We start from the raw sequence: 18,454 nt of genomic DNA on the forward strand, positions 1-18,454 counted from the left end.
AGAATTACTGCGGTAGAGCCGCGGCGGCCTCTTCGCTTCGAATCGCGATGCGAAGTGTCGCGAGCATGAACAGTGACACTGCGAAACCGAAAAGCGCGCCGAACTGGTCCTGCGTGAACAGATAGACCTGCGTCACCAGGAGACTCACGATGAGGGATGCACGCAGGAGTCTCAGGGCTCGCAGGTACGGGCCGCGGAAGAGGAACCACACTCCCAGAACCACAAGAACTCCGGTTGCGACGGTGGAGATCTGGACCACCAGGTCGGAGACGTCGTCGGCCTCGACGACGTTCTCGGACACCAACGCGTAGATCACCTGGACAATCGCCAGAAGAGCCTGCAGTACGAACAGGGTCAGTACCAGTCGGCGGACGACACGGTGCCGGAGCAGTTCCTCGGCGCGGTGGAAGAACGCGTTGCGGCCACGAGTGATCTTCGATTCGATACCGCCGGTCGGCGGAGTCTGTGAATGCAGGCCGGCTTTGATCGAATCGACGAGGTCGGTGAGGCTGCGGTCTTCGACGCCGTCGAGTACGCGGAGGGCGTGGTTGTACTGGATCTCGTCGAGCTGACCGAGAGCGAGGTCCGAGAGCGCTCGCGCCCCGATGGCGAGCCGATGACGATCATTCATTCCGCGCCGAATCACCACCTCGCGCGCGGCAAGATAGAAGAGAACGAAGACGACGTACATGATCGCGATGGCAGGCTGGTAGAAGTAATCAACGTCGGCGGTGACGAATTTTCCGACCTCGTCGATGAAGAGACCGAACCCGATTCCGCCGACGAGCGTGGCCAGGTCACGCGTGCGAGAGCCTTCGGTGATGGCGGTCGCGACGATGGCGACGGCCATCAGCAATCCGCCCCAGAGAACGTGTGCGATGTGGAGGGCGCCGCCCCCGATCTGGGGATAGCCCGTTGCCGCCAGATAAGCGCGGGTGATCAACACGGTGGCGATGCCCGCGAACAGGAACAATTCGAAACGAGCGAGTGCCGCGCGGTCGTAACTGTGCGGCAGCGTCAGCGCATTCCGGTCCTTCGTCGTCATTGCGGAACTCCCAGGTTTCGATAGCGCGCGATACGGGAGGACTGGCGATCGGTGTCCGACTCTTCGGCGAGCATGAAGAGTTCGTGCGCTATCGCAGCCCCTACCCTCTTGGAGAATTCCACGGGTTCGTCGGCCGCGTCAGGCGTTTCGGGAATGATCGCGTCGATTACGCCGTCTCGAAGCAGATCCAACGAACGAATGCCCTGCGCTGCCGCCATCTCCGGTGCGTGACTGATGTCGCGATGGACGATCGCGCTTGCGCCTTCCGGCGGCAGGGGAGCGAGCCACCCGTTCTGTGCCGCGAGTACCCGATCGGCGGGCAGCAGCGCGAGCGCCCCGCCGCCTGTTCCCTGACCGAGCAACACCGACACTGTCGGGGTCTTCAGCGTCACGAGGTCGGCGATGCAACGGGCGATCTCAGGGGCCAGTCCACGTTCTTCAGCTTCTTTGGACAGCGACGCGCCCAAAGTGTCGATCACGAGGACAAGCGGGAGTTGTAGTTCTTCGGCAAGTTTCATGCCCCGTCGCGCTTCCCTGAGCGCGGCCGGTCCCATCGTGGTGAGCGCGGATTGGCCACTGCGGTCCTGGCCGAGCAGGATGCACGGAAAGCCTCGGAAGCGGGCGAGCGAGAGCAAGATCGTCTTGTCGGTTTCACCCTGCCCGGTGCCGCTGAGCGGTACCTGTTCAGTTGCGGCATGGCGGAGCAACTGCCGGATGCCGGGTCGATCGGCCCGGCGCGAGAGCATCACCGACTGCCAGGCGGGAACATCGGGAATCTCGGGTGAGGGAATCGGGTCCGTGGCCGCCGGGGCCGGGGGATCGGTGAGCACGCACAACGCTCGATTGACCAGCAGACGGAGGCGGTCGACGGGTACGACGCCGTCGATAACGCCGTTGCGATACAAGTTTTCGGACGTCTGGATACCGTCGGGAAACTTTTCGCCGTACAGCGATTCGTAGACACGGGGTCCGAGGAATCCCACCAGAGCACCGGGTTCCGCGACGGTGATGTGGCCGAGGGATCCCCACGAGGCAAAGACCCCGCCGGTGGTGGGATTGCGCAGGTATACCAGGTAGGGCAGGTGTGCCGCTTTGTGAACAGCCACTGCCGCAGCGATCTTCACCATCTGAACGAAGGCGACGGTGCCCTCCTGCATCCGCGTTCCGCCGGAGGTGGGCGAGGCGAGCAGCGGGAGTTGTTCTGCCGTAGCACGTTCGACGGCGGTCACGATCCGCTCGGCCGCGGCGACTCCGATGGAACCGGCGAGAAAGCTGAATTCACAGGCAATTACCGCGACCCGACGGCCCCGAACCGTACCGACACCGGTGACGACGGACTCGTCCACTCCGCTCTTCTCGCGGGCCTTCGCCAGGTCTTCTGCGTATTTCGGGCCAGGTCCGACGTCGACGGGCGGGGAGTCCCAAGAGACGAAGCTCTCGGGATCGAGTACCGCAGTGAGTAGTTCTTCGGCCGAGATTCGCACAACGTCCTCCAAGTAAGCAGCACCCCGTCCAGGATGAACCTACCTGGACGGGGTGCCGCCGGGATCGCGTGGCGCCAGTTGTGCGCTGGAGAATCAGCGTCCGAACGCCTCTTTCCATGACACGACCTTGCCGATACGAAGGATGGAGCGCTGGTAGATCTTTGCCGCGATCATCGACAACGCAGCGGTCACCACCAGCATCAGCAGAATCGTTCCCACGATCTGGAACGGAGAAGCAACACCGGCGGAAATACGCAGGGGCATGAGGATTGCCGAGAACGGCGGAATCCAACTCAACACGTTGCTCAGGGTTCCTTCTGGATTGCTCACCGAAACGAAAGCCACGCTGACCATCGCCATGACGAGCAGCGCGAGAGGCATCGCGGTGGCGTTGACGTCCTCCTGCCGCGAGACCATGGACCCGGCGGCGGCGTACAGCACGGCGAAGAAGAGGAAGCCGAGAATGAACCACCCGAGAGTGCCGAACAGAACGCCGATCGCGGTGCCCGTCACGGTCAGGACGCCCGTCGCCAGTCCGGTGGCGACGCCCGCGACGGCATAGGCAGCCATCTGCATCAGGCCGACAGCACCGATTCCGAGAACCTTGCCCCACAACAACTGAAGCGGACGAAGAGTGGAGAGCAGCAGCTCGACCACGCGACTGGACTTCTCCTCGACGACGCCCATCGCCACGTACGTTCCGAACAGCAGGATCTGCATGTACAGGAGCACCACAGCAGCGATCGACATCGCTATGCGTTGGCCCTGTTCGGGATCCGGGGGATCGATGGCATCGATGGTGACCACTGCGGTGGACGTGGCTTCGGCGAGCTGAGCCGGATCGATCCCCGCGGCGGAGAGCGCATTCGATTGTGCCTGTTGTGCAACGGAACTCTCGATGACGGCGCGCAGATTCGTGGGCACTTCCTTCTTGGTCACGACAGTGACGCCGCCGCCCGATCCAGCGATCACGGCCACGTCGAGGTCGCCGTCCTTGACCTGGTTACGCGCGGTTCCGTCGTCGGAAACCTCCGTCACCGTCACCGGATTTCCGAGGGTGTCGCCGATGGACACCATCGTGGCACTGAGTGATTGGTTGCCGACCAAGCCGATCTTCGACTTGTCCTCGTCACCGCCGGAGAAGAGTGAGAAGGCGATGATGCCGCCGACGATCGCGACCAGAATGATGACGTTGCTGATCACAAAACTCTTCTTCGAGATCTGCGTCATGAATTCGCGTCGGGCGACCAACCCGATGGCTCGACCTCCGCTCAACTGGTTGCTCATGCGGCTACTACCTCTCGGAACAGATCGGTCAGTGACGGACGTCGTAGCGTGAACTCGTGCACCGGTCCGGTTTTCAACGCTGCATGCAGGATCTGCTGATCGTCGGCGGTTCCGTCGACGCTCAGGAGCGTTCGACCGTCGAGGTGGCTCAGTGTGGTGACACCGATCAGGTGGTGTGCCCAGCCGACCGGCGCGTCAGGGGCGAAGACTTCGATTCGGCCGTCGCCCTTGCCTCGTAGTTCGTCGACGGTTCCGATCTCTCGCATGCTGCCGCGGCTGATGATGCCCACGCGATCGCACAAGCGCTCCACCAGATCCAGCTGATGGCTGGAGAAGATTACGGGAACACCGGTGCGAGCCTTCTCGACCAACACGTCACTCATGACATCGACCGCTACGGGGTCCAAGCCCGAAAACGGTTCGTCCAGAACGAGTACCGCTGGATCGTGAACCAGCGCGGCCGCGAGCTGCACACGTTGCTGATTACCGAGGGACAGGGAGTCGACGGTGTCCTTGACGCGTTCGGCGATACCCAGACGTTCGGTCCAGCGCTCTGTCGCCGCATGCGCATCGGCTTTCGAGAGTCCATGTAGCTCGGCCAGATAGGAAAGTTGCGCGCCCACCTTCATCTTGGGGTAGAGGCCGCGTTCCTCCGGCATGTATCCGATAGTGCGACGCACGTCGAGGTCGACGGGTTTGCCGCCGAGGCGAACTTCCCCCGAATCTGCTCCGAGCACACCCAGCGCAATGCGCATCGTGGTCGTCTTGCCGGCGCCGTTGCTGCCGACGAATCCGAAGATCTCGCCTGGTCGCACTTCGAAACTGAGGTTGTCGAGTGCAACGACGTCGCCGTAGCGTTTCGAGATGCCGTCGATCGTGAGGGTGGCTGACATGGGTCCTTCCCATCGGTCGAGTGGTGCGCTTCGGTAATACGGGTCAGAGGTCGAACTCTTCGGAATCAATCGGATCCGGGTCTGGATTGGTCCACGAGAGAATCATCGCGGGCGTGCACGCGCCGATCAGCATTGCAGTCAGTGCCAATAAACCTCCCGAGTAAGGCAGTCTCTCTACATTCCACTGCACCGACGAGGTGAAAATGAGGAAAATGGCGACAATGAAGACCAACGATTGAGTCACGCTCAACCCGACGGAACGGGCGTCGTTGCGTTGCTGGATCTCCCATTCGTCCAGAGCATGCCGCGGCGCATCCCCTTGCCTGCCCGACACGATTTGAAGTGAAGACCACGTCGGTAGGAACAACAGGGTTAGGACCGGCCATGCCACCGCGAACAGTGGGTTGAACAGGCACGCTATGCCGATGGCAACCATCGTGGCGAACAGGACTCCGAGGGCGATGACGAGCATCCGCCGACGTCGACGGGTTCGCCAATTCGGGAGCCAATGTCGGAACGTCTCCTCGTTCTGCAGGAACCGCCGAGTGCGGTGGGCCTGGTAGCGGTCGATCAGATTTGATTCAGGCACTGGGCTTTTCACTCCCCTCGGTAGTGCGGTCAGATCGGTAGACCTCTGTCGACGGTGCATTCCGGTAGACCTCCGTCGACAGTGCATTCCGGTAGACCTCCGTCGACAGCGGCCCGAACTCCGTCCGGGAGAACACCGCTTCGACCGGAAGGTCGAACACCCAGCAGATCCTGAACGCGAGATCCAGGCTGGGGTAGTGATCGCCGCGTTCGAGCGCCCCCACCGTCTGCGGGTTGACGTCGACGAGTTGTGCAAGCTGGGCCCGACTCATCTTCCGCTCGGCGCGAAGCACTCCGATGCGATTGAAGATGGGGAGCGCGTCTCCCCGTCGGACTGGGCTCATGCATCAAAGTGTTGTAAAAACCCAACAGTTTGTCAACATGAACCGCGAAGATGCCGTTTCTGGGTGGTGTCGGCGGATAGGGTTCGGGCAACAGAAGGGGCGTCGCATGGTGGTCGAAAAGTTGGTGCTCGAGAAGTCCTGTCTCGTCGTGCAGGTGCGCGAGGACGGTAGTTACAGCGTGGGACCGCAAGGGCGTGAAGTGGTCTGGCGCGATGCGATGGAAAAAGGTGCCGTCATCGGTATCGGTCAGCACACTCCAGGGGACGTTGAGGGTGAATCGTGGTGGGTCGTGTACGGCCAGTCGGACGCCGGGGCAGACGTCACCGTTCGACTCGAGGATGGATCGCACGTGCCGGTGGGCCGTATCGGTGAGATTTTCGCCAGCGAATGGGTGAGTACCCCGCAGCAGGCCTTGCTGTATCGGTCCGATCGCCCGGTTGAGTCGCAGCCCACCAATCTCTCTGTGCTGTTCGCCAGGCCGAAGTTCATGCCCAAAGCGGCGTTTCCGGAGAATGATCGCTTGTAGTTGCAGCGAGCTGGCGTCGGGAGGCTGGCGGCCATCTTCTCGAAACATTACGGTACGTACTGTACTGTTTGGGAATGACAACTTGGCCGAACGACCTCGCAGTAGTGCAAGTGCGCGTAGCGCGACCCACCGACAGGCTCGACGACGTGATTGCGTTCTATCGCGACTGTCTAGGATTGCCCGAGCTCTACCGGTTCTCCGGTCATGCCGGGTACGACGGAATCATGCTGGGGCTGCCGGATTCGAACTATCACCTCGAATTCACGACCCACGAAGACGGAAGCCCGTGCCCGGCGCCGACGCAGGACAACCTGTTGGTGCTCTACTTCGCCGGCGAATCGGCGATGTACGAGGTAGTTCAGCGGTTGGGTGAAGCAGGGCACGAACCCGTTGGCGCCGAGAATCCGTACTGGGAGGAGAATGCGGGGATGACTTTCGAAGATCCCGACGGCTGGCGTCTGGTGCTCATGCCGCGACCGGTGCTGTAGATGGTGCGCGCCCGCGACGAGCGGATCGACGACGCCGTACTGGCGGCAACCCTGGAGTTGTTGGGGGAGAACGGTTATGCGGAGCTGTCGATCGGTTCGGTGGCGACGAGAGCCGGCGTGCACCGACCCGCCATCTACCGGAGATGGCCGTCGAAGCGGCATCTGGTGGTCGACGTCGTCGTGGCGCACATCGGCACTGATCCGACGCCGGACACCGGCGATCTCAGGGCAGACCTGGTCGCCGGCATCACGACATTGGTTGTGGGGCTGAGCGAAACGGTAGTTGGGCGGATCCTGCCCGCGTTGGTCGCGGATCTGGCGGCGGACCCGGAATTGGCGCGGGATTTCCAGTCGGCATTCTTTCAGCCACGACGCGATTCCACTGCGGCAGTGCTGGAATCGGCGCGGCTACGCGGCGAAATTCGGAGCGACTTCGACCTGGACTTCGTCCTGGATGCCCTGGCGTCGCCGATCTATTACCGAGCGTTGTTCCGTCACTTACCGCTGGACGCGCTCCTGGCCGAGCAGTCCGTCGATTCCGTGCTGCTGACGTTGACTCCCCACGAAAATTCCTGAAGCCGTTTCGATTCAGTTCAATTCGACTGGATCGGGTCCGACACGGCTGTCGGTGTTCAGCGCTGCGATGGCAGCTGACTCGTCGGTATCGAGTGCGAAGTCGAAGATTGCGGCGTTGTCGCGCATGCGGGCAGGTGTCACCGACTTCGACAAAACGGTGTGTCCCTGTTCGAGATGCCAGCGCAGAATGATCTGCGCTGGGCTCTTTCCGTGTGCTGCAGCGATGTTCCCGATGGTCGGGTCGTCGAGGATAGTTCCCTGTCCCAGTGGGCTCCATGCCTCGATTTCGATGCCGCGACTTCGCGTGTACTCCCGTGACGCGTGCTGTTGCAGTCTGGGGTGCAATTCGATCTGGTTGACGGCCGGGGTGATCGAGCTGTGCTCGGCCAGCAGTTCGAGGTGCTCCGGCAGGAAGTTGGACACGCCGATCGCACGGGCACGGCCGGAGGCGAGGATCTCCTCGAAAGCGGCCCACGTCTCCACGAACAGGCCCTTTGCCGGTGCCGGCCAGTGGATCAGATACAGGTCGACGAAGTCGAGGCAGAGCTTGTCGAGGCTCGTGTCGAACGCGGCGAGCGCTCGGTCGTGGCCCTGATCGTCATTCCACAACTTGGTGGTGACAAAAAGCTCTGACCTCGGAACACCCGAACTAGCGATGGCGCGGCCGACACCGGCTTCGTTTCCGTAGATTGCGGCCGTGTCGATGTGGCGGTAGCCGATCTCGAGAGCGGTGGCAGTGACCTCTTCGGTCTGTGCGTCCGGTACCTGGAAAACGCCGTACCCGAGTTGCGGGATGGTGATCGGTTCGCCGGTGGTTCCGTGAGTCAGTGTGCGGTCGGGGATCGACAACATTGAAGAGCGCCTTTCAAGACTGGGTGTGGCGGTTCGACGGGCGATCGTGTCGCCCGTGCCCACCTATGCCGCGCATGCAACTATTGCGTGCGCCTGATAAATAGTTGCACACGCGGGTTGTCTGCGCAAGCAGAGTCGGTTGGCTACTCCTCGAAGAGCTGTCCGTTCTCCATTCGCCACCGGCGCGTGCTTCGGGTGGACTGCAGCATGCGTCGATCGTGAGTGACCAGGAGGAGGGTTCCCTCGAAGGATTCCATCGCCTGCTCGAGCTGTTCGATCGCCGGAAGGTCGAGATGGTTCGTCGGCTCGTCCAGTACCAGTAGGTTCACGCCGCGAGCTTGGAGCAAAGCAAGTGCAGCCCTTGTTCTTTCGCCGGGGGACAGGGAAGCGGCAGATCTGAGTACGTGGTGTCCGCGCAGGCCGAACTTGGCGAGCAGAGTACGGACATCGGCATCGGGCCAGTCCGGAACCTGAGCGCCGAAGGCCTCGACGACTGGTTGATCACCTTCGAACAATCCACGCGCCTGATCGATCTCACCGATCGCGACACCGGAACCCAAGGACGCGATGCCCTCGTCTGGGACGAGTTTGCCGAGCAAAACGTTCAGGAGGGTGGTCTTGCCTGCCCCGTTCGCGCCCGTGACGAGGATTCGATCGCCCCAGTCGATCTGTGTCGTGACCGGACCGAACGTGAACTGACCGCGCGTTACCTTGGCACCATTCGTGGTTGCGACAACGGATCCGGACCGCGGAGCCGCCGCGATCTCCATGCGAAGTTCCCACTCCTTGCGCGGTGCCTCGACCACTTCGAGTCGCTCGATGCGACGTTGGGTCTGGCGTGCCTTCGCGGCTTGCTTCTCCGTCGACTCGGTCCGCAATCCGCGTCCGATCTTGTCGTTGTCCTTGGCCTTACGACGCGCATTGCGGACGCCGTGTTCCATCCAGTTGCGCTGCATCTGTGCGCGATCTTCGAGATCGGAGCGGGTGCCTGCGTATTCCTCGAACGCCTCGCGTGCGTGCTGGCGGGCGATCTCGCGTTCGGCGAGGTACGACTCGTAGCCGCCGTCGTAAACGGCGATGTCCTGTTGTGCCAGATCGAGTTCCACGATCCCCGTGACGGTGCGCGAGAGGAACTCGCGATCGTGGCTCACGACAACCAGCGCCGCTCGGGTCTCGGCGACAAATCGCTCCAACTGCTCGAGACCCCGCAGGTCGAGATCGTTGGTGGGTTCGTCCAACAGGAGAATGTCGTAGCGCGAGAGCAACAGCGACGCGAGCCCGGCGCGTGCGGCCTGACCGCCGGACAACGCCGTCATGTGAGCATCGAGCGGAACTCCGAGCCCGAGTTCTTCGACCACCTTCTCAGCGCGCTCGAACAGATCGGCGCCGCCGAGAGCCAGCCAGCGTTCGAGAGCCGGAGAGTACAGATCCTCCTCCGCTTCAGCCAGGGTTTCGGCCGCGGCGTTCATGACCGCCTCGGCGTGCGCGACGCCGGTGCGTCGGCCGAGGAACTCGAGGACGGTCTCGCCCTCGATGCGGTCGGGTTCCTGCGCGAGATAGCCCACCGCAGCGTCTGGCGGGCTGAGGATGATCGAACCTTCGACGTCGGCAGTTCCGATTCCCGCCAGTGCAGTGAGAAGCGTCGACTTGCCGGCGCCGTTCGCGCCGACGAGGCCGATGACGTCGCCGGGCGCGACGGTGAGATCGAGGTCGGAGAACAGAGTGCGTTCTCCCCGGGAGGCAGAGAGGCCGCTGATGCGCAGTGTTGCAGTCACCTGAGAAGTATCCCCGGAGCTGTGCGCCTGTGTTAATCGGTGCTGTGCGCCTTTATTAACCGCGGGCGGTTAATAAAGGCGCACAGCAGTCAGTCACGGACCAGGTGGTACCAGCACGGATGTGCCGCACGGACCGGAAGTGGCGATTCACTCACGTCGGCGGCCGTACTCGAGGCCATCGACCAACCGTCGAATACTCGCATGACGTCCTCCTCGGAGACGCCATGTGGCATCGGCCAACGGTGACCTGGCCCGAATGCGAACATCACCATGGACGCCCCGGGTGCGGTGATCGCGTTGACCGACCTCCCGTAGTCGCGTCGTTGATGATCGGTGAGCCCGTGAAAGCAGCCGATGTCGAGCACCAGCATGTGCCCGCCGTCGACAGCAATGTGCAGGTCTGCCGCGTCCTCGTGGAGGAACCGGACGTCGACGTGTGCTTCACGCGCGTGAATGCGCGCTTTGTCCAGCGGTTCCTGTTCGGCGTCGACGCCGGTGACGTGCCACCCGCGTTGCGCCAGCTCGATGGAATGGCGTCCGGTGCCGCAACCGATATCGAGTGCACGGCCACCGTCCGGGAGGGGAATTGCATCCAGAAGGCCGGACAGTTGAGCGTCGAAGCCGTGACCGGTGTGCTCCCATGGAGTGACGCCGACCTTGTAGGCGAGGCGATATCCGAGATTCATCGCTCTCTCTTTTCTCGAGGCGATTCGATTACTTGTATTCCAAGGTAGACCGGCATTTCGGGTGCGACAAGGGTGCGAAGAGGAGGTTCGGTGGGGAATGCCTCCTGGCGCCCGTGCGTTGGATCCACATATGACCGAGACCAACGATGTGACCTCTGTACCGACCATTGTTCTGAACGACGGTAAGACGATCCCCGCACTGGGATTCGGTGTGTTCCAGGTTCCGGACGACGAGACGCAGGAAGCCGTCTCCACCGCTCTGAAGACCGGTTACCGCAGTATCGACACCGCCAAGATCTACGGCAACGAGGTGGGCGTCGGCCGCGCGATCGCCGAATCCGGCATCGCCCGCGAAGACCTGTACATCACGACAAAACTGTGGAACGACGATCAGGGCTACGACTCGACGCTTGCCGCCTTCGACGCCAGCCTCGACAAGTTGGGTCTCGACTACCTCGATCTGTACCTGATCCACTGGCCGGTTCCGTCCAAGGACCTGTACGTCGAGACCTTCAAGGCATTCCAGACGCTCAAGGCGGACGGACGGGTTCGATCCATCGGCGTCTCCAACTTCACCATCGAGAACCTCGAGCGTGTCATCGGTGAAACCGGTGAGGTGCCGGTCCTCAACCAGATCGAGCTTCACCCCAAGTTCAACCAAGCCGAACTGCGCGCCTTCCACACCGGCAAGGGAATCGCGACGGAAGCGTGGAGCCCGCTCGGCCAGGGAACTGTTCTCGGTGACCCCGCCATCACCGCTATCGCCGACGCTCATGGCGTCACCGCGGCTCAGGTGATCATTCGCTGGCACCTGCAGATCGGAAACGTGGTGATTCCGAAGTCGGTGACCCCCGAACGTATCGCCGCAAACTTCGATATCTTCGGATTCGAACTGACGCCGGAACAGATCAACGCGATCGGTGCTCTCGACGACCCGGCCGGCCGCATCGGCCCCGACCCGGTCACGCTCGGCAGCTAGAACTTCCGGTAGACCCACGAACGGCACTCCCGCAATCGCGGGAGTGCCGTTCTGTCGTGCGAGGTCAGTTCAGGTGCGTGCGATGTTCTGCAGTGAATGCGATGTGCTCGTCCGCGCGTCCGGTGCGGAGCTTCTCGACCCACTCGGGATCGGCGAGCAGCGCGCGTCCGATGGCAACCATGTCGAATTCACCCCTATCGTACTGAGCTTCGAGACGCTCCAGCCCCGTGACAGCCGATGCGGCGTCGCCGGTGAATGCCGTCGTGAACACGGAGTCGAGTCCGACCGAGCCGACGGTGATGGTCGGCAACCCGGTCAGCTTCTTCGTCCAGCCGGCGAGGCCGAGCTTGCCGTCTTCACCGTCGAGTTCAGCGAACGCCGGTTCCCAGTGGCGCCTCGTCGACGGATGCAGAACGTCGACGCCGGCGTCGACCAGGGGAGTGAGGATGCGGCCGAGTTCAGCCGGGCTCTGGGCGATACGAGCGTCGTAGTGGCCGGACTTCCACTGCGAGAATCGGTAGACGATCGCGAACTCGTTTCCGACAGCCTCTCGGATTGCGGCGACGACCTCGGCCGGGAAACGGGTGCGGGCTTCCAGTGATCCGCCGTATTCATCGGTGCGGACATTGGTTCCGGCCCACATGAATTCGTCGAGCAGGTAGCCGTGCGCTCCGTGCAACTCGAGCCCGTCGAAACCGGTGTTCTTCGCGTTGAGTGCGGCGTCGACCCACGACTGCTTCAAGGTGTCGAGATCCGAGGTGGTGAATTCTCGTCCCAGACGGGTGCCGTCCAGCGCCAGGCCGGAGGGGCTGACGGTTTCGACCTCGGGGTTCAGACGCGAGTTTTCGCCGCGCTCGACTCCGAGGTGCCACAGCTGAGGAATGATCGATCCACCCTCGGCGTGCACGGCGTCCACTACCGACTTCCAGCCGCCCAGGCTCGAATCACCGTAGATGCGCGGTACGCGGGTGTGGGGGCCGGCTGCCGGGTCCGGGATATAGGTGCCTTCCGTGATGATCAGGCCGACCCCGCCCGCTGCGCGACGACGGTAGTACTCGGCCACGTCGGCGCCGGGGATCCCGTCAGGAGAGAAGGCGCGAGTCATCGGGGCCATCGCAAAACGGTTGCGCAACGAGAGTGATTTGACCTCGAAAGGCTCGAAGAGGCCGCGCAACGCGGGGGCCTCGGGTGCTGTCGATGTGTCGGGAAGAGTCACGGGTTTGTTCAACGCGGCGGACCCTTGACCTATTCCGCCGCCTGACTTTATCTCACCGAAATCTGCAAAAGGTTGCGTACGTTCGGTTTTCGATTGATGTCCACGTCGACCACACTTAGTTTGTGCATTAACTATTAACATGCGATATGGTCGTGCGGAAAGTTCTTGAGGGCGGTATCGAGCACGAAAGAGGACGCGCGAGCATGACAACAACGGTGCCGGACGAGCGGACCGGAGAGCTGGAGCCGATTCCGGAGCGGCCGTACCCGAAGCGTCGTGATCCCAAGGGGTCGTGGATGTTCGACATGATCAAGACCACCGATCACAAGAAGATCGGGATCATGTACATGATCACGGCTTTCGTGTTCTTCTTGATCGGCGGCCTGATGGCCCTGTTCATGCGTGCGGAACTGGCTGTCCCCGGGATGCAGTTCCTCTCGAACGAGCAGTTCAATCAGTTGTTCACCATGCACGGCACGATCATGTTGCTGCTGTACGCGACGCCCGTCGTTTTCGGCTTCGCGAACTACATACTTCCGCTGCAAATCGGTGCCCCGGACGTGGCCTTCCCGCGCTTGAACGCATTCGGCTTCTGGCTCTTCACTTTTGGTGGTTTGATCGTACTCGGCGGATTCCTCACGCCGGGCGGCGCTGCCGACTTCGGTTGGACTGCGTACACCCCACTGTCGGGTGCGGTGCACAGCCCCGGTGTCGGAGCCGACCTGTGGGTCTTCGGACTGACAGTGGGCGGTCTCGGCACTATTCTCGGTGCGGTCAACATGATCACCACGGTGATCTGTTTGCGCGCACCAGGCATGACGATGTTCCGGATGTCGATCTTCACCTGGAATATCTTCATCACCAGCATCCTGATCTTGATGGCGTTCCCGCTGCTGACCGCCGCATTCATGGGCCTGTTCGTCGACCGCCATCTCGGTGGACACATCTTCGACCCAGCGTCAGGTGGAGTTCTGTTGTGGCAGCACCTGTTCTGGTTCTTCGGGCACCCCGAGGTGTACATCATCGCGCTGCCGTTCTTCGGCATCGTCTCGGAGATCTTCCCGGTCTTCAGCCGTAAGCCGATCTTCGGATACACCGGTTTGGTTTACGCGACACTGGCGATCTCAGCTCTGTCCATCGCGGTGTGGGCTCACCACATGTATGCGACGGGTGCTGTTCTCCTGCCCTACTTCTCGTTCATGACGTTCCTGATCGCCGTGCCGACAGGTGTGAAGATCTTCAACTGGATCGGAACGATGTGGAAGGGGCAGTTGACCTTCGAATCACCGATGCTGTTCTCGATCGGCTTCCTGATCACCTTCCTCTTCGGTGGTCTGTCGGGCGTCATTCTCGCGAGTCCGCCGATCGACTTCCACGTCACCGACACGTATTTTGTTGTCGCCCACTTCCATTACGTGGTCTTCGGTACGGTCGTGTTCGCCACGTACGCCGGTATCTACTTCTGGTTCCCGAAGATGACCGGTCGCATGATGGACGAGCGCCTCGGCAAGTGGCACTTCTGGACCACGTTCGTCGGTTTCCACGGCACTTTCCTCGTCCAGCACTGGCTCGGTGGCGAAGGTATGCCCCGTCGTTACGCCGACTACCTGCCCTCGGACGGGTTCACGGTGCTGAACTCGGTGTCCACGATCTTCGCCTTCGTGCTCGGCGCGTCGACACTGCCGTTCATCTGGAACGTCTTCAAGAGTTACCGCTACGGCGAAGTGGTCACCGTCGACGATCCGTGGGGCTACGGAAACTCGCTCGAGTGGGCGACAACTTGCCCGCCGCCGCGTCACAACTTCACCGAGTTGCCGCGCATCCGCAGCGAGCGTCCGGCCTTCGAGCTGCACTACCCGCACATGGTGGAGCGAATGAGGGCGGAAGCGCACGTGGGCCTCACCGGGCAACCCACGTCGACGTTGGAGAAAAGTGACGATCGTCGCCAGATTGATTAGTGCGATAATAGTTACTGCACTAATCAATCTGGTAACATCGGATTCATGACGACGAAGGCTCCGCAGACGCAGATGGACGATCCGCTGGCTCTCGACCGGCAGGTGTGTTTTGCACTTGCGGTCGCGAACCGGGCAGTCCTGTCCGTCTACCGGCCACTGCTCGAGCCGATGGGCCTCACACATCCCCAGTATCTGGTGATGCTTGCCCTGTGGGGGAAGTCGCCGATGGCGGTCAAGGAAATCGGGCAGGCATTGCAGCTCGATTCGCCGACACTCTCGCCGCTCCTCAAGCGACTCGAGGCGTCCGGGTTGATCACGCGAACCCGTAGCCGCGCCGACGAACGTCAACTCGACGTCGACCTCACCGAAGCCGGTGTGGCACTGCGTGACGAGGCGGAGAAGATCCCGCCGGCGGTTGTCGCGAAGCTCGGCGTCAGCCTCGCCGAACTCGAAGAACTCCACAACGTTCTGACGCGGGTCAACGAGGCCGCGCTCCGCGCCGGCGCTTTGGACCAATGAGAGAAATGTGATGACCACATCTGAAAGAAACGTGACGACTGCGTCAAGACCGATGCGTACCGAACAGGTGACTTCCGTGACTTCCAAAAAGCAACGCACGAGCCCGAATCCCCTTCAGTGGTTGGGTTATTCAGTGGGGCGCAAGTTGCCCGATTCGATGCAGGACTGGGTGCGAAACGACCTGATCGGTGACTGGGCTGTGCCACGTCACCTGATCCGCAGCATGGTGCCGTTCATTCCCGTCTTCGCGGCCTTCATGCTCTTCCCCGGGCCGTGGGCCCTGCGGGCGTCGATGGTGCTGCTCGGAGTGCTTCTGGCGCTGTTCTATTCGGTCTCCTACATGGCTCAGAACAGGTCGCGTCGCCTCGAGCGTCACGGTTTGCCTTCCGACCTCGAGAACCCGAAGAAGGTCTCGCGCCACGACGCCGAGAAGGCCGCCTACGAGAAGTTGCACGGCGGCCCCGCGACCTAGACGCTTCGGTCAGATGCCGTGAAGGGCGCTGCCGCCGTTCATCTCGCAGACGCCCTGCTCCATGGCCGCCGAGAAACCACCTTCAGGCTCGGTCGAACGAAGAGCCGATTCGACGTCCTGCTCGACCAGGTATCCGTTGATTGCGATCGCCGCGGTTGAACCTGCAGCCGCAGCATTGATTACCTGTGCGCGAGGGTCGACGACGTTGCCGGCGCCCCAGATACCGGGAACACTGGTGGCGCCGGAATGATCGACAGCCACGAATCCCGTGGGGCTGGCTTTGCAGCCGAGTCGCGTCAGATGTGCGTCGTTCGGAACGAAACGCGGCGCAACGAACAGTGCTGAGCGCGCAACCAGTTGGCCGTTGTCGAGTTCGACGGCTTTCAGTTTGCTCTTCTCGCAGACCAATCCAGATACCGATCCGTCGGCAACCGTCACTCCTCGGGCAGCCAGTCGCGCGCGTTCGTCGGGGGTGAGCGAGATCTTGTCGGGGAAGAACGTCACATCCGACGACCACTGTCGGAGTAGAAACGCCTGGTGAAGTGACATCTCGCGAGCGTCGCCGCCGAGAACGCCGATCGGTTGGTCGCTGATCTCGTACGCATGGCAGTACGGGCAATGGAGCACGCTTTGCCCCCAAAGCTCCTGGATTCCTGGTATTTCCGGGAGTGAATCCCGTAGGCCGGTGGCAACCAGCACAGTGCGAGTTTCGAGCGTCGTGCCTCCCGACAGTTCGACGACAAAGCCGGGTTCGATACCGCGCCAGGAGATGTCGACTACGTCGTCGCGTTTGAATTCGACTCCGTACGTCTGTAATTCGCTGCGTCCGACGGCGAGCAACTCACCTGGCGCCATGCCGTCTCGCGAGAGGAAGCCGTGCATGTGTGCTGCCGGTGTGTTGCGCGGTTTGCCGGAATCGATGACGACGACCGCGCGCCGAGCACGACCCAACACCAGGGCTGCACTGAGTCCGGCGGCGCCACCGCCGACGATCACGGCGTCGAGGATCTCTGTTTCAGTGTGTGTTCGCATGAGCACAGATTGCTCGCGGAGGAGGTTCGTCAGCAACTAATGTTGCCATTTCTGGGAATCGTCGTCAGACTCGGCACCATGAATGTCAACGGTCCGCACATCGATGCCGCCATCTCGCAGATCGGCGCGCGCCTCAAACGCATTCGTACACAGAGGAACGTCACGCTCACAGCGCTGTCCGAGTCCACCGGTATTTCGAAGAGCACCCTGTCGAGGCTCGAAGCGGGGGAGCGTCGACCCAGTCTGGAGTTGCTGCTTCCGATCGCGCTTGCCCACCAAGTGCCGTTGGACCAACTGGTTGCGGCACCACAGGTCGCCGATCCACGTATCCAGAGTGCGCCTCGAAGCGTCAGTGGGCGAACGGTATTGCCGCTGACTCGGCAACCCGGTGGGCTGCAGGCATTCAAGATGACCATCCCGGCAAGCCAGACGGACCCCGACCCGCAAGTGCACGACGGCTACGAATGGCTGTACGTCTTGTCGGGGAGGTTGCGGTTGGTGTTGGCCGATCACGACATCGTGATGGGTACGGGTGAAGCTGCTGAATTCGACACCCGAAACCCGCATTGGTTCGGTAGTGACGGCGGCGGCCCGGTCGAGGTACTGAGTCTGTTCGGCCCCCAAGGAGAACGCATCCACGTACGGGCCAAGCCTTCGCCGAAGTGACGGCCAGTCATACTTTCATTCGATGCTGCCGGAAGCGAAGAGGACAGTGAGGATCCGTGCGAATCGAAATTGACGACCTGAGTCGGGATGTGGTCCGTGCTCTACTGACCGAACATCTCGCCGACATGCATGCGACCTCGCCCGCGGACAGCGTTCACGCGCTGGACATCACCGGGCTGACGGATAGCTCCGTGACCATGTGGACGCTGTGGAGCGAAGGTGACGAGCTACTCGGTTGTGTTGCACTCAAGGAACGGTCGTCGACCGGTGGCGAGATCAAGTCGATGCGAACCTCATCGGTAGCTCGAGGGCGTGGCGTGGGTACGCGACTTCTTCAACACGTCGTGGACGAGTCGAGACAACGAGGTTACCGGCAACTCGAATTGGAGACCGGCACACAGGACTTCTTCGATCCGGCACGCCGGTTGTACGCGAGATTCGGGTTCGTCCCGTGTCCACCGTTCGGAAACTACCGCGAAGATCCGAACAGTGCATTCTTCGTTCTCACCCTGTGAGCAGCTCTCATTCGGTGAACATTCTGGCAGTTATTCATCGTACTGCGCTCTCGGAGTTCATGATTGCGGTGTCGAGCACGAGCCGTTCCGTGGTCCACGGCTCGTAGTCTCGGTCCAGGATTTCCTGCCACGTAGGTAGTACAAGATCCGGGATGTCGACGACTCGCTGTTCTGCGCGTCTGCGATGCTCGTCGGGATCCGAACAGATGACTTCGACACTGAGCAAGCGCGCCGAATTCTGTTGTGCGGTAGCTGACCAGGCGTTTCGTGTCGCCTCGACTGGGTTGACGCATTCGACCACGACCGAGAGTCCCAGTCGCAATTGTTCGGCGGCGAGCGCGTACCCGGTGATGTATCCGGCGGTCCCGGATACATCAGCGATACCGCTGCGGATCAGCGACTGTTCGATGGTATCGATTCGCACGTAGGGGATCTTGTGATGCTGAGCAAGCGCCCGCGCGATCGTCGACTTGCCGGTGGCCGGCAAACCACCGATCACGACCAGTGCCGCGTCGGCCGACGGCTGGGGGTTGTGTCCGGCATCCACCATCCC

General features: G+C 61.9%; 21 protein-coding genes. 9 read left to right on the forward strand and 12 right to left on the reverse strand.

Going from position 1 to position 18,454, the window contains the following annotated elements; translation table 11 throughout:
• Positions 1-4: 4 nt before the first annotated feature.
• The 6 genes from FEZ59_RS18095 to FEZ59_RS18120 form a co-directional block, all read right to left on the reverse strand.
• Positions 5-1,045: a hypothetical protein gene (locus FEZ59_RS18095; RefSeq protein WP_020908745.1), complete on the reverse strand. Its 1,041-nt coding sequence runs from the start codon at positions 1,043-1,045 to the stop codon at positions 5-7.
• Positions 1,042-2,529, reverse strand: coding sequence for a carboxyl transferase domain-containing protein (locus tag FEZ59_RS18100; RefSeq protein ID WP_019744871.1), 1,488 nt, complete (start codon positions 2,527-2,529; stop codon positions 1,042-1,044). Before FEZ59_RS18100 ends, FEZ59_RS18095 begins: the two co-directional genes overlap by 4 nt.
• 93 nt (positions 2,530-2,622) lie before the next feature.
• Positions 2,623-3,816 carry an ABC transporter permease gene (locus FEZ59_RS18105; RefSeq protein ID WP_019744870.1) on the reverse strand — a complete coding sequence of 398 codons (1,194 nt, stop codon included), beginning with the start codon at positions 3,814-3,816 and terminating at the stop codon, positions 2,623-2,625.
• Positions 3,813-4,709: an ATP-binding cassette domain-containing protein gene (locus FEZ59_RS18110; RefSeq protein WP_019744869.1), complete on the reverse strand. Its 897-nt coding sequence runs from the start codon at positions 4,707-4,709 to the stop codon at positions 3,813-3,815. The genes FEZ59_RS18105 and FEZ59_RS18110 overlap by 4 nt, the downstream gene beginning before the upstream one ends.
• A gap of 43 nt (positions 4,710-4,752) precedes the next feature.
• On the reverse strand, positions 4,753-5,298 hold the full coding sequence (locus tag FEZ59_RS18115; RefSeq protein ID WP_020970450.1) for a hypothetical protein: 546 nt from the start codon (positions 5,296-5,298) through the stop codon (positions 4,753-4,755).
• Positions 5,291-5,641 (reverse strand): helix-turn-helix transcriptional regulator, encoded by a 351-nt coding sequence (locus tag FEZ59_RS18120; RefSeq protein WP_020970449.1) that lies wholly within the window; start codon positions 5,639-5,641, stop codon positions 5,291-5,293. The genes FEZ59_RS18115 and FEZ59_RS18120 overlap by 8 nt, the downstream gene beginning before the upstream one ends.
• Before the next feature lie 106 nt (positions 5,642-5,747).
• Between FEZ59_RS18120 and FEZ59_RS18125 the strand changes: the two genes are divergently transcribed.
• From FEZ59_RS18125 to FEZ59_RS18135, 3 genes are all read left to right on the forward strand, one after another.
• Complete coding sequence (locus FEZ59_RS18125) at positions 5,748-6,167, forward strand: hypothetical protein (RefSeq protein WP_029255992.1); 420 nt, start codon at positions 5,748-5,750, stop codon at positions 6,165-6,167.
• A gap of 74 nt (positions 6,168-6,241) precedes the next feature.
• Complete coding sequence (locus tag FEZ59_RS18130; protein WP_021332241.1) at positions 6,242-6,655, forward strand: VOC family protein; 414 nt, start codon at positions 6,242-6,244, stop codon at positions 6,653-6,655.
• Complete coding sequence (locus tag FEZ59_RS18135; protein WP_021345234.1) at positions 6,656-7,231, forward strand: TetR/AcrR family transcriptional regulator; 576 nt, start codon at positions 6,656-6,658, stop codon at positions 7,229-7,231.
• Positions 7,232-7,243: 12 nt separating this feature from the next.
• On the opposite strand, the gene FEZ59_RS18140 is transcribed toward FEZ59_RS18135, so the two are convergent.
• The 3 genes from FEZ59_RS18140 to FEZ59_RS18150 all read right to left on the reverse strand — a co-directional run bounded on the left by FEZ59_RS18140 (position 7,244) and on the right by FEZ59_RS18150 (position 10,544).
• Entirely contained in the window at positions 7,244-8,083 is an 840-nt protein-coding gene (locus tag FEZ59_RS18140) for an aldo/keto reductase (RefSeq protein WP_172932975.1), read from the reverse strand.
• Positions 8,084-8,226: 143 nt separating this feature from the next.
• Positions 8,227-9,858 (reverse strand): ATP-binding cassette domain-containing protein, encoded by a 1,632-nt coding sequence (locus FEZ59_RS18145; RefSeq protein WP_172932976.1) that lies wholly within the window; start codon positions 9,856-9,858, stop codon positions 8,227-8,229.
• An 89-nt stretch (positions 9,859-9,947) separates the two neighbouring features.
• Positions 9,948-10,544, reverse strand: a complete 597-nt coding sequence (locus tag FEZ59_RS18150) for a class I SAM-dependent methyltransferase (protein ID WP_080909129.1) — start codon at positions 10,542-10,544, stop codon at positions 9,948-9,950.
• Positions 10,545-10,674: 130 nt separating this feature from the next.
• On the opposite strand from FEZ59_RS18150, the gene FEZ59_RS18155 reads away from it, so the two are divergent.
• Positions 10,675-11,523: an aldo/keto reductase gene (locus FEZ59_RS18155; protein ID WP_172932977.1), complete on the forward strand. Its 849-nt coding sequence runs from the start codon at positions 10,675-10,677 to the stop codon at positions 11,521-11,523.
• A gap of 64 nt (positions 11,524-11,587) precedes the next feature.
• Here FEZ59_RS18155 and FEZ59_RS18160 read toward each other — a convergent pair whose 3' ends face one another.
• Complete coding sequence (locus FEZ59_RS18160) at positions 11,588-12,739, reverse strand: NADH:flavin oxidoreductase (protein ID WP_172932978.1); 1,152 nt, start codon at positions 12,737-12,739, stop codon at positions 11,588-11,590.
• A gap of 203 nt (positions 12,740-12,942) precedes the next feature.
• On the opposite strand from FEZ59_RS18160, the gene ctaD reads away from it, so the two are divergent.
• Genes ctaD through FEZ59_RS18175 form a run of 3 tightly spaced genes read left to right on the forward strand, consistent with a single transcriptional unit; the run spans position 12,943 to position 15,688 of the window.
• Positions 12,943-14,697: a cytochrome c oxidase subunit I gene (gene ctaD / locus FEZ59_RS18165; protein WP_172932979.1), complete on the forward strand. Its 1,755-nt coding sequence runs from the start codon at positions 12,943-12,945 to the stop codon at positions 14,695-14,697.
• A 45-nt stretch (positions 14,698-14,742) separates the two neighbouring features.
• Positions 14,743-15,216: a MarR family transcriptional regulator gene (locus tag FEZ59_RS18170; RefSeq protein ID WP_019744857.1), complete on the forward strand. Its 474-nt coding sequence runs from the start codon at positions 14,743-14,745 to the stop codon at positions 15,214-15,216.
• A gap of 52 nt (positions 15,217-15,268) precedes the next feature.
• Positions 15,269-15,688: a DUF5313 family protein gene (locus tag FEZ59_RS18175; protein ID WP_044479364.1), complete on the forward strand. Its 420-nt coding sequence runs from the start codon at positions 15,269-15,271 to the stop codon at positions 15,686-15,688.
• A 9-nt stretch (positions 15,689-15,697) separates the two neighbouring features.
• Here FEZ59_RS18175 and FEZ59_RS18180 read toward each other — a convergent pair whose 3' ends face one another.
• A complete protein-coding gene (locus FEZ59_RS18180; protein ID WP_202022969.1) occupies positions 15,698-16,720 on the reverse strand; it encodes an NAD(P)/FAD-dependent oxidoreductase in 1,023 nt (340 codons plus the stop codon).
• Positions 16,721-16,798: 78 nt separating this feature from the next.
• Between FEZ59_RS18180 and FEZ59_RS18185 the strand changes: the two genes are divergently transcribed.
• Together FEZ59_RS18185 and FEZ59_RS18190 are read left to right on the forward strand one after the other, a co-directional pair.
• Positions 16,799-17,386 carry an XRE family transcriptional regulator gene (locus FEZ59_RS18185; RefSeq protein WP_020908731.1) on the forward strand — a complete coding sequence of 196 codons (588 nt, stop codon included), beginning with the start codon at positions 16,799-16,801 and terminating at the stop codon, positions 17,384-17,386.
• Between the two features lie 56 nt (positions 17,387-17,442).
• The gene (locus FEZ59_RS18190) at positions 17,443-17,901 is read left to right on the forward strand and encodes a GNAT family N-acetyltransferase (RefSeq protein ID WP_020970438.1); all 459 of its coding nucleotides are present in this window, start codon (positions 17,443-17,445) and stop codon (positions 17,899-17,901) included.
• Between the two features lie 34 nt (positions 17,902-17,935).
• Here FEZ59_RS18190 and FEZ59_RS18195 read toward each other — a convergent pair whose 3' ends face one another.
• The gene (locus tag FEZ59_RS18195) at positions 17,936-18,451 is read right to left on the reverse strand and encodes an AAA family ATPase (RefSeq protein WP_172932981.1); all 516 of its coding nucleotides are present in this window, start codon (positions 18,449-18,451) and stop codon (positions 17,936-17,938) included.
• Positions 18,452-18,454: the final 3 nt, after the last annotated feature.

Origin of the sequence: Rhodococcus sp. MS13 (assembly GCF_013277835.1) — a bacterium.
Taxonomy (GTDB): domain Bacteria; phylum Actinomycetota; class Actinomycetes; order Mycobacteriales; family Mycobacteriaceae; genus Rhodococcus_F; species Rhodococcus_F erythropolis.

Coding starts and splice junctions, on each gene's coding strand:
- FEZ59_RS18125 (WP_029255992.1), top strand. CDS start 5,748: ATGGTGGTCGAAAAGTTGGTGCTCGAGAAGTCCTGTCTCGTCGTGCAG.
- FEZ59_RS18175 (WP_044479364.1), top strand. CDS start 15,269: ATGCGTACCGAACAGGTGACTTCCGTGACTTCCAAAAAGCAACGCACG.
- FEZ59_RS18105 (WP_019744870.1), bottom strand. CDS start 3,816: ATGAGCAACCAGTTGAGCGGAGGTCGAGCCATCGGGTTGGTCGCCCGA.
- FEZ59_RS18150 (WP_080909129.1), bottom strand. CDS start 10,544: ATGAATCTCGGATATCGCCTCGCCTACAAGGTCGGCGTCACTCCATGG.
- ctaD (WP_172932979.1), top strand. CDS start 12,943: ATGACAACAACGGTGCCGGACGAGCGGACCGGAGAGCTGGAGCCGATT.
- FEZ59_RS18195 (WP_172932981.1), bottom strand. CDS start 18,451: ATGGTGGATGCCGGACACAACCCCCAGCCGTCGGCCGACGCGGCACTG.
- FEZ59_RS18120 (WP_020970449.1), bottom strand. CDS start 5,641: ATGAGCCCAGTCCGACGGGGAGACGCGCTCCCCATCTTCAATCGCATC.
- FEZ59_RS18180 (WP_202022969.1), bottom strand. CDS start 16,720: ATGCGAACACACACTGAAACAGAGATCCTCGACGCCGTGATCGTCGGC.
- FEZ59_RS18140 (WP_172932975.1), bottom strand. CDS start 8,083: ATGTTGTCGATCCCCGACCGCACACTGACTCACGGAACCACCGGCGAA.
- FEZ59_RS18110 (WP_019744869.1), bottom strand. CDS start 4,709: ATGTCAGCCACCCTCACGATCGACGGCATCTCGAAACGCTACGGCGAC.
- FEZ59_RS18095 (WP_020908745.1), bottom strand. CDS start 1,045: ATGACGACGAAGGACCGGAATGCGCTGACGCTGCCGCACAGTTACGAC.
- FEZ59_RS18155 (WP_172932977.1), top strand. CDS start 10,675: ATGACCGAGACCAACGATGTGACCTCTGTACCGACCATTGTTCTGAAC.
- FEZ59_RS18170 (WP_019744857.1), top strand. CDS start 14,743: ATGACGACGAAGGCTCCGCAGACGCAGATGGACGATCCGCTGGCTCTC.
- FEZ59_RS18130 (WP_021332241.1), top strand. CDS start 6,242: ATGACAACTTGGCCGAACGACCTCGCAGTAGTGCAAGTGCGCGTAGCG.
- FEZ59_RS18185 (WP_020908731.1), top strand. CDS start 16,799: ATGAATGTCAACGGTCCGCACATCGATGCCGCCATCTCGCAGATCGGC.
- FEZ59_RS18135 (WP_021345234.1), top strand. CDS start 6,656: ATGGTGCGCGCCCGCGACGAGCGGATCGACGACGCCGTACTGGCGGCA.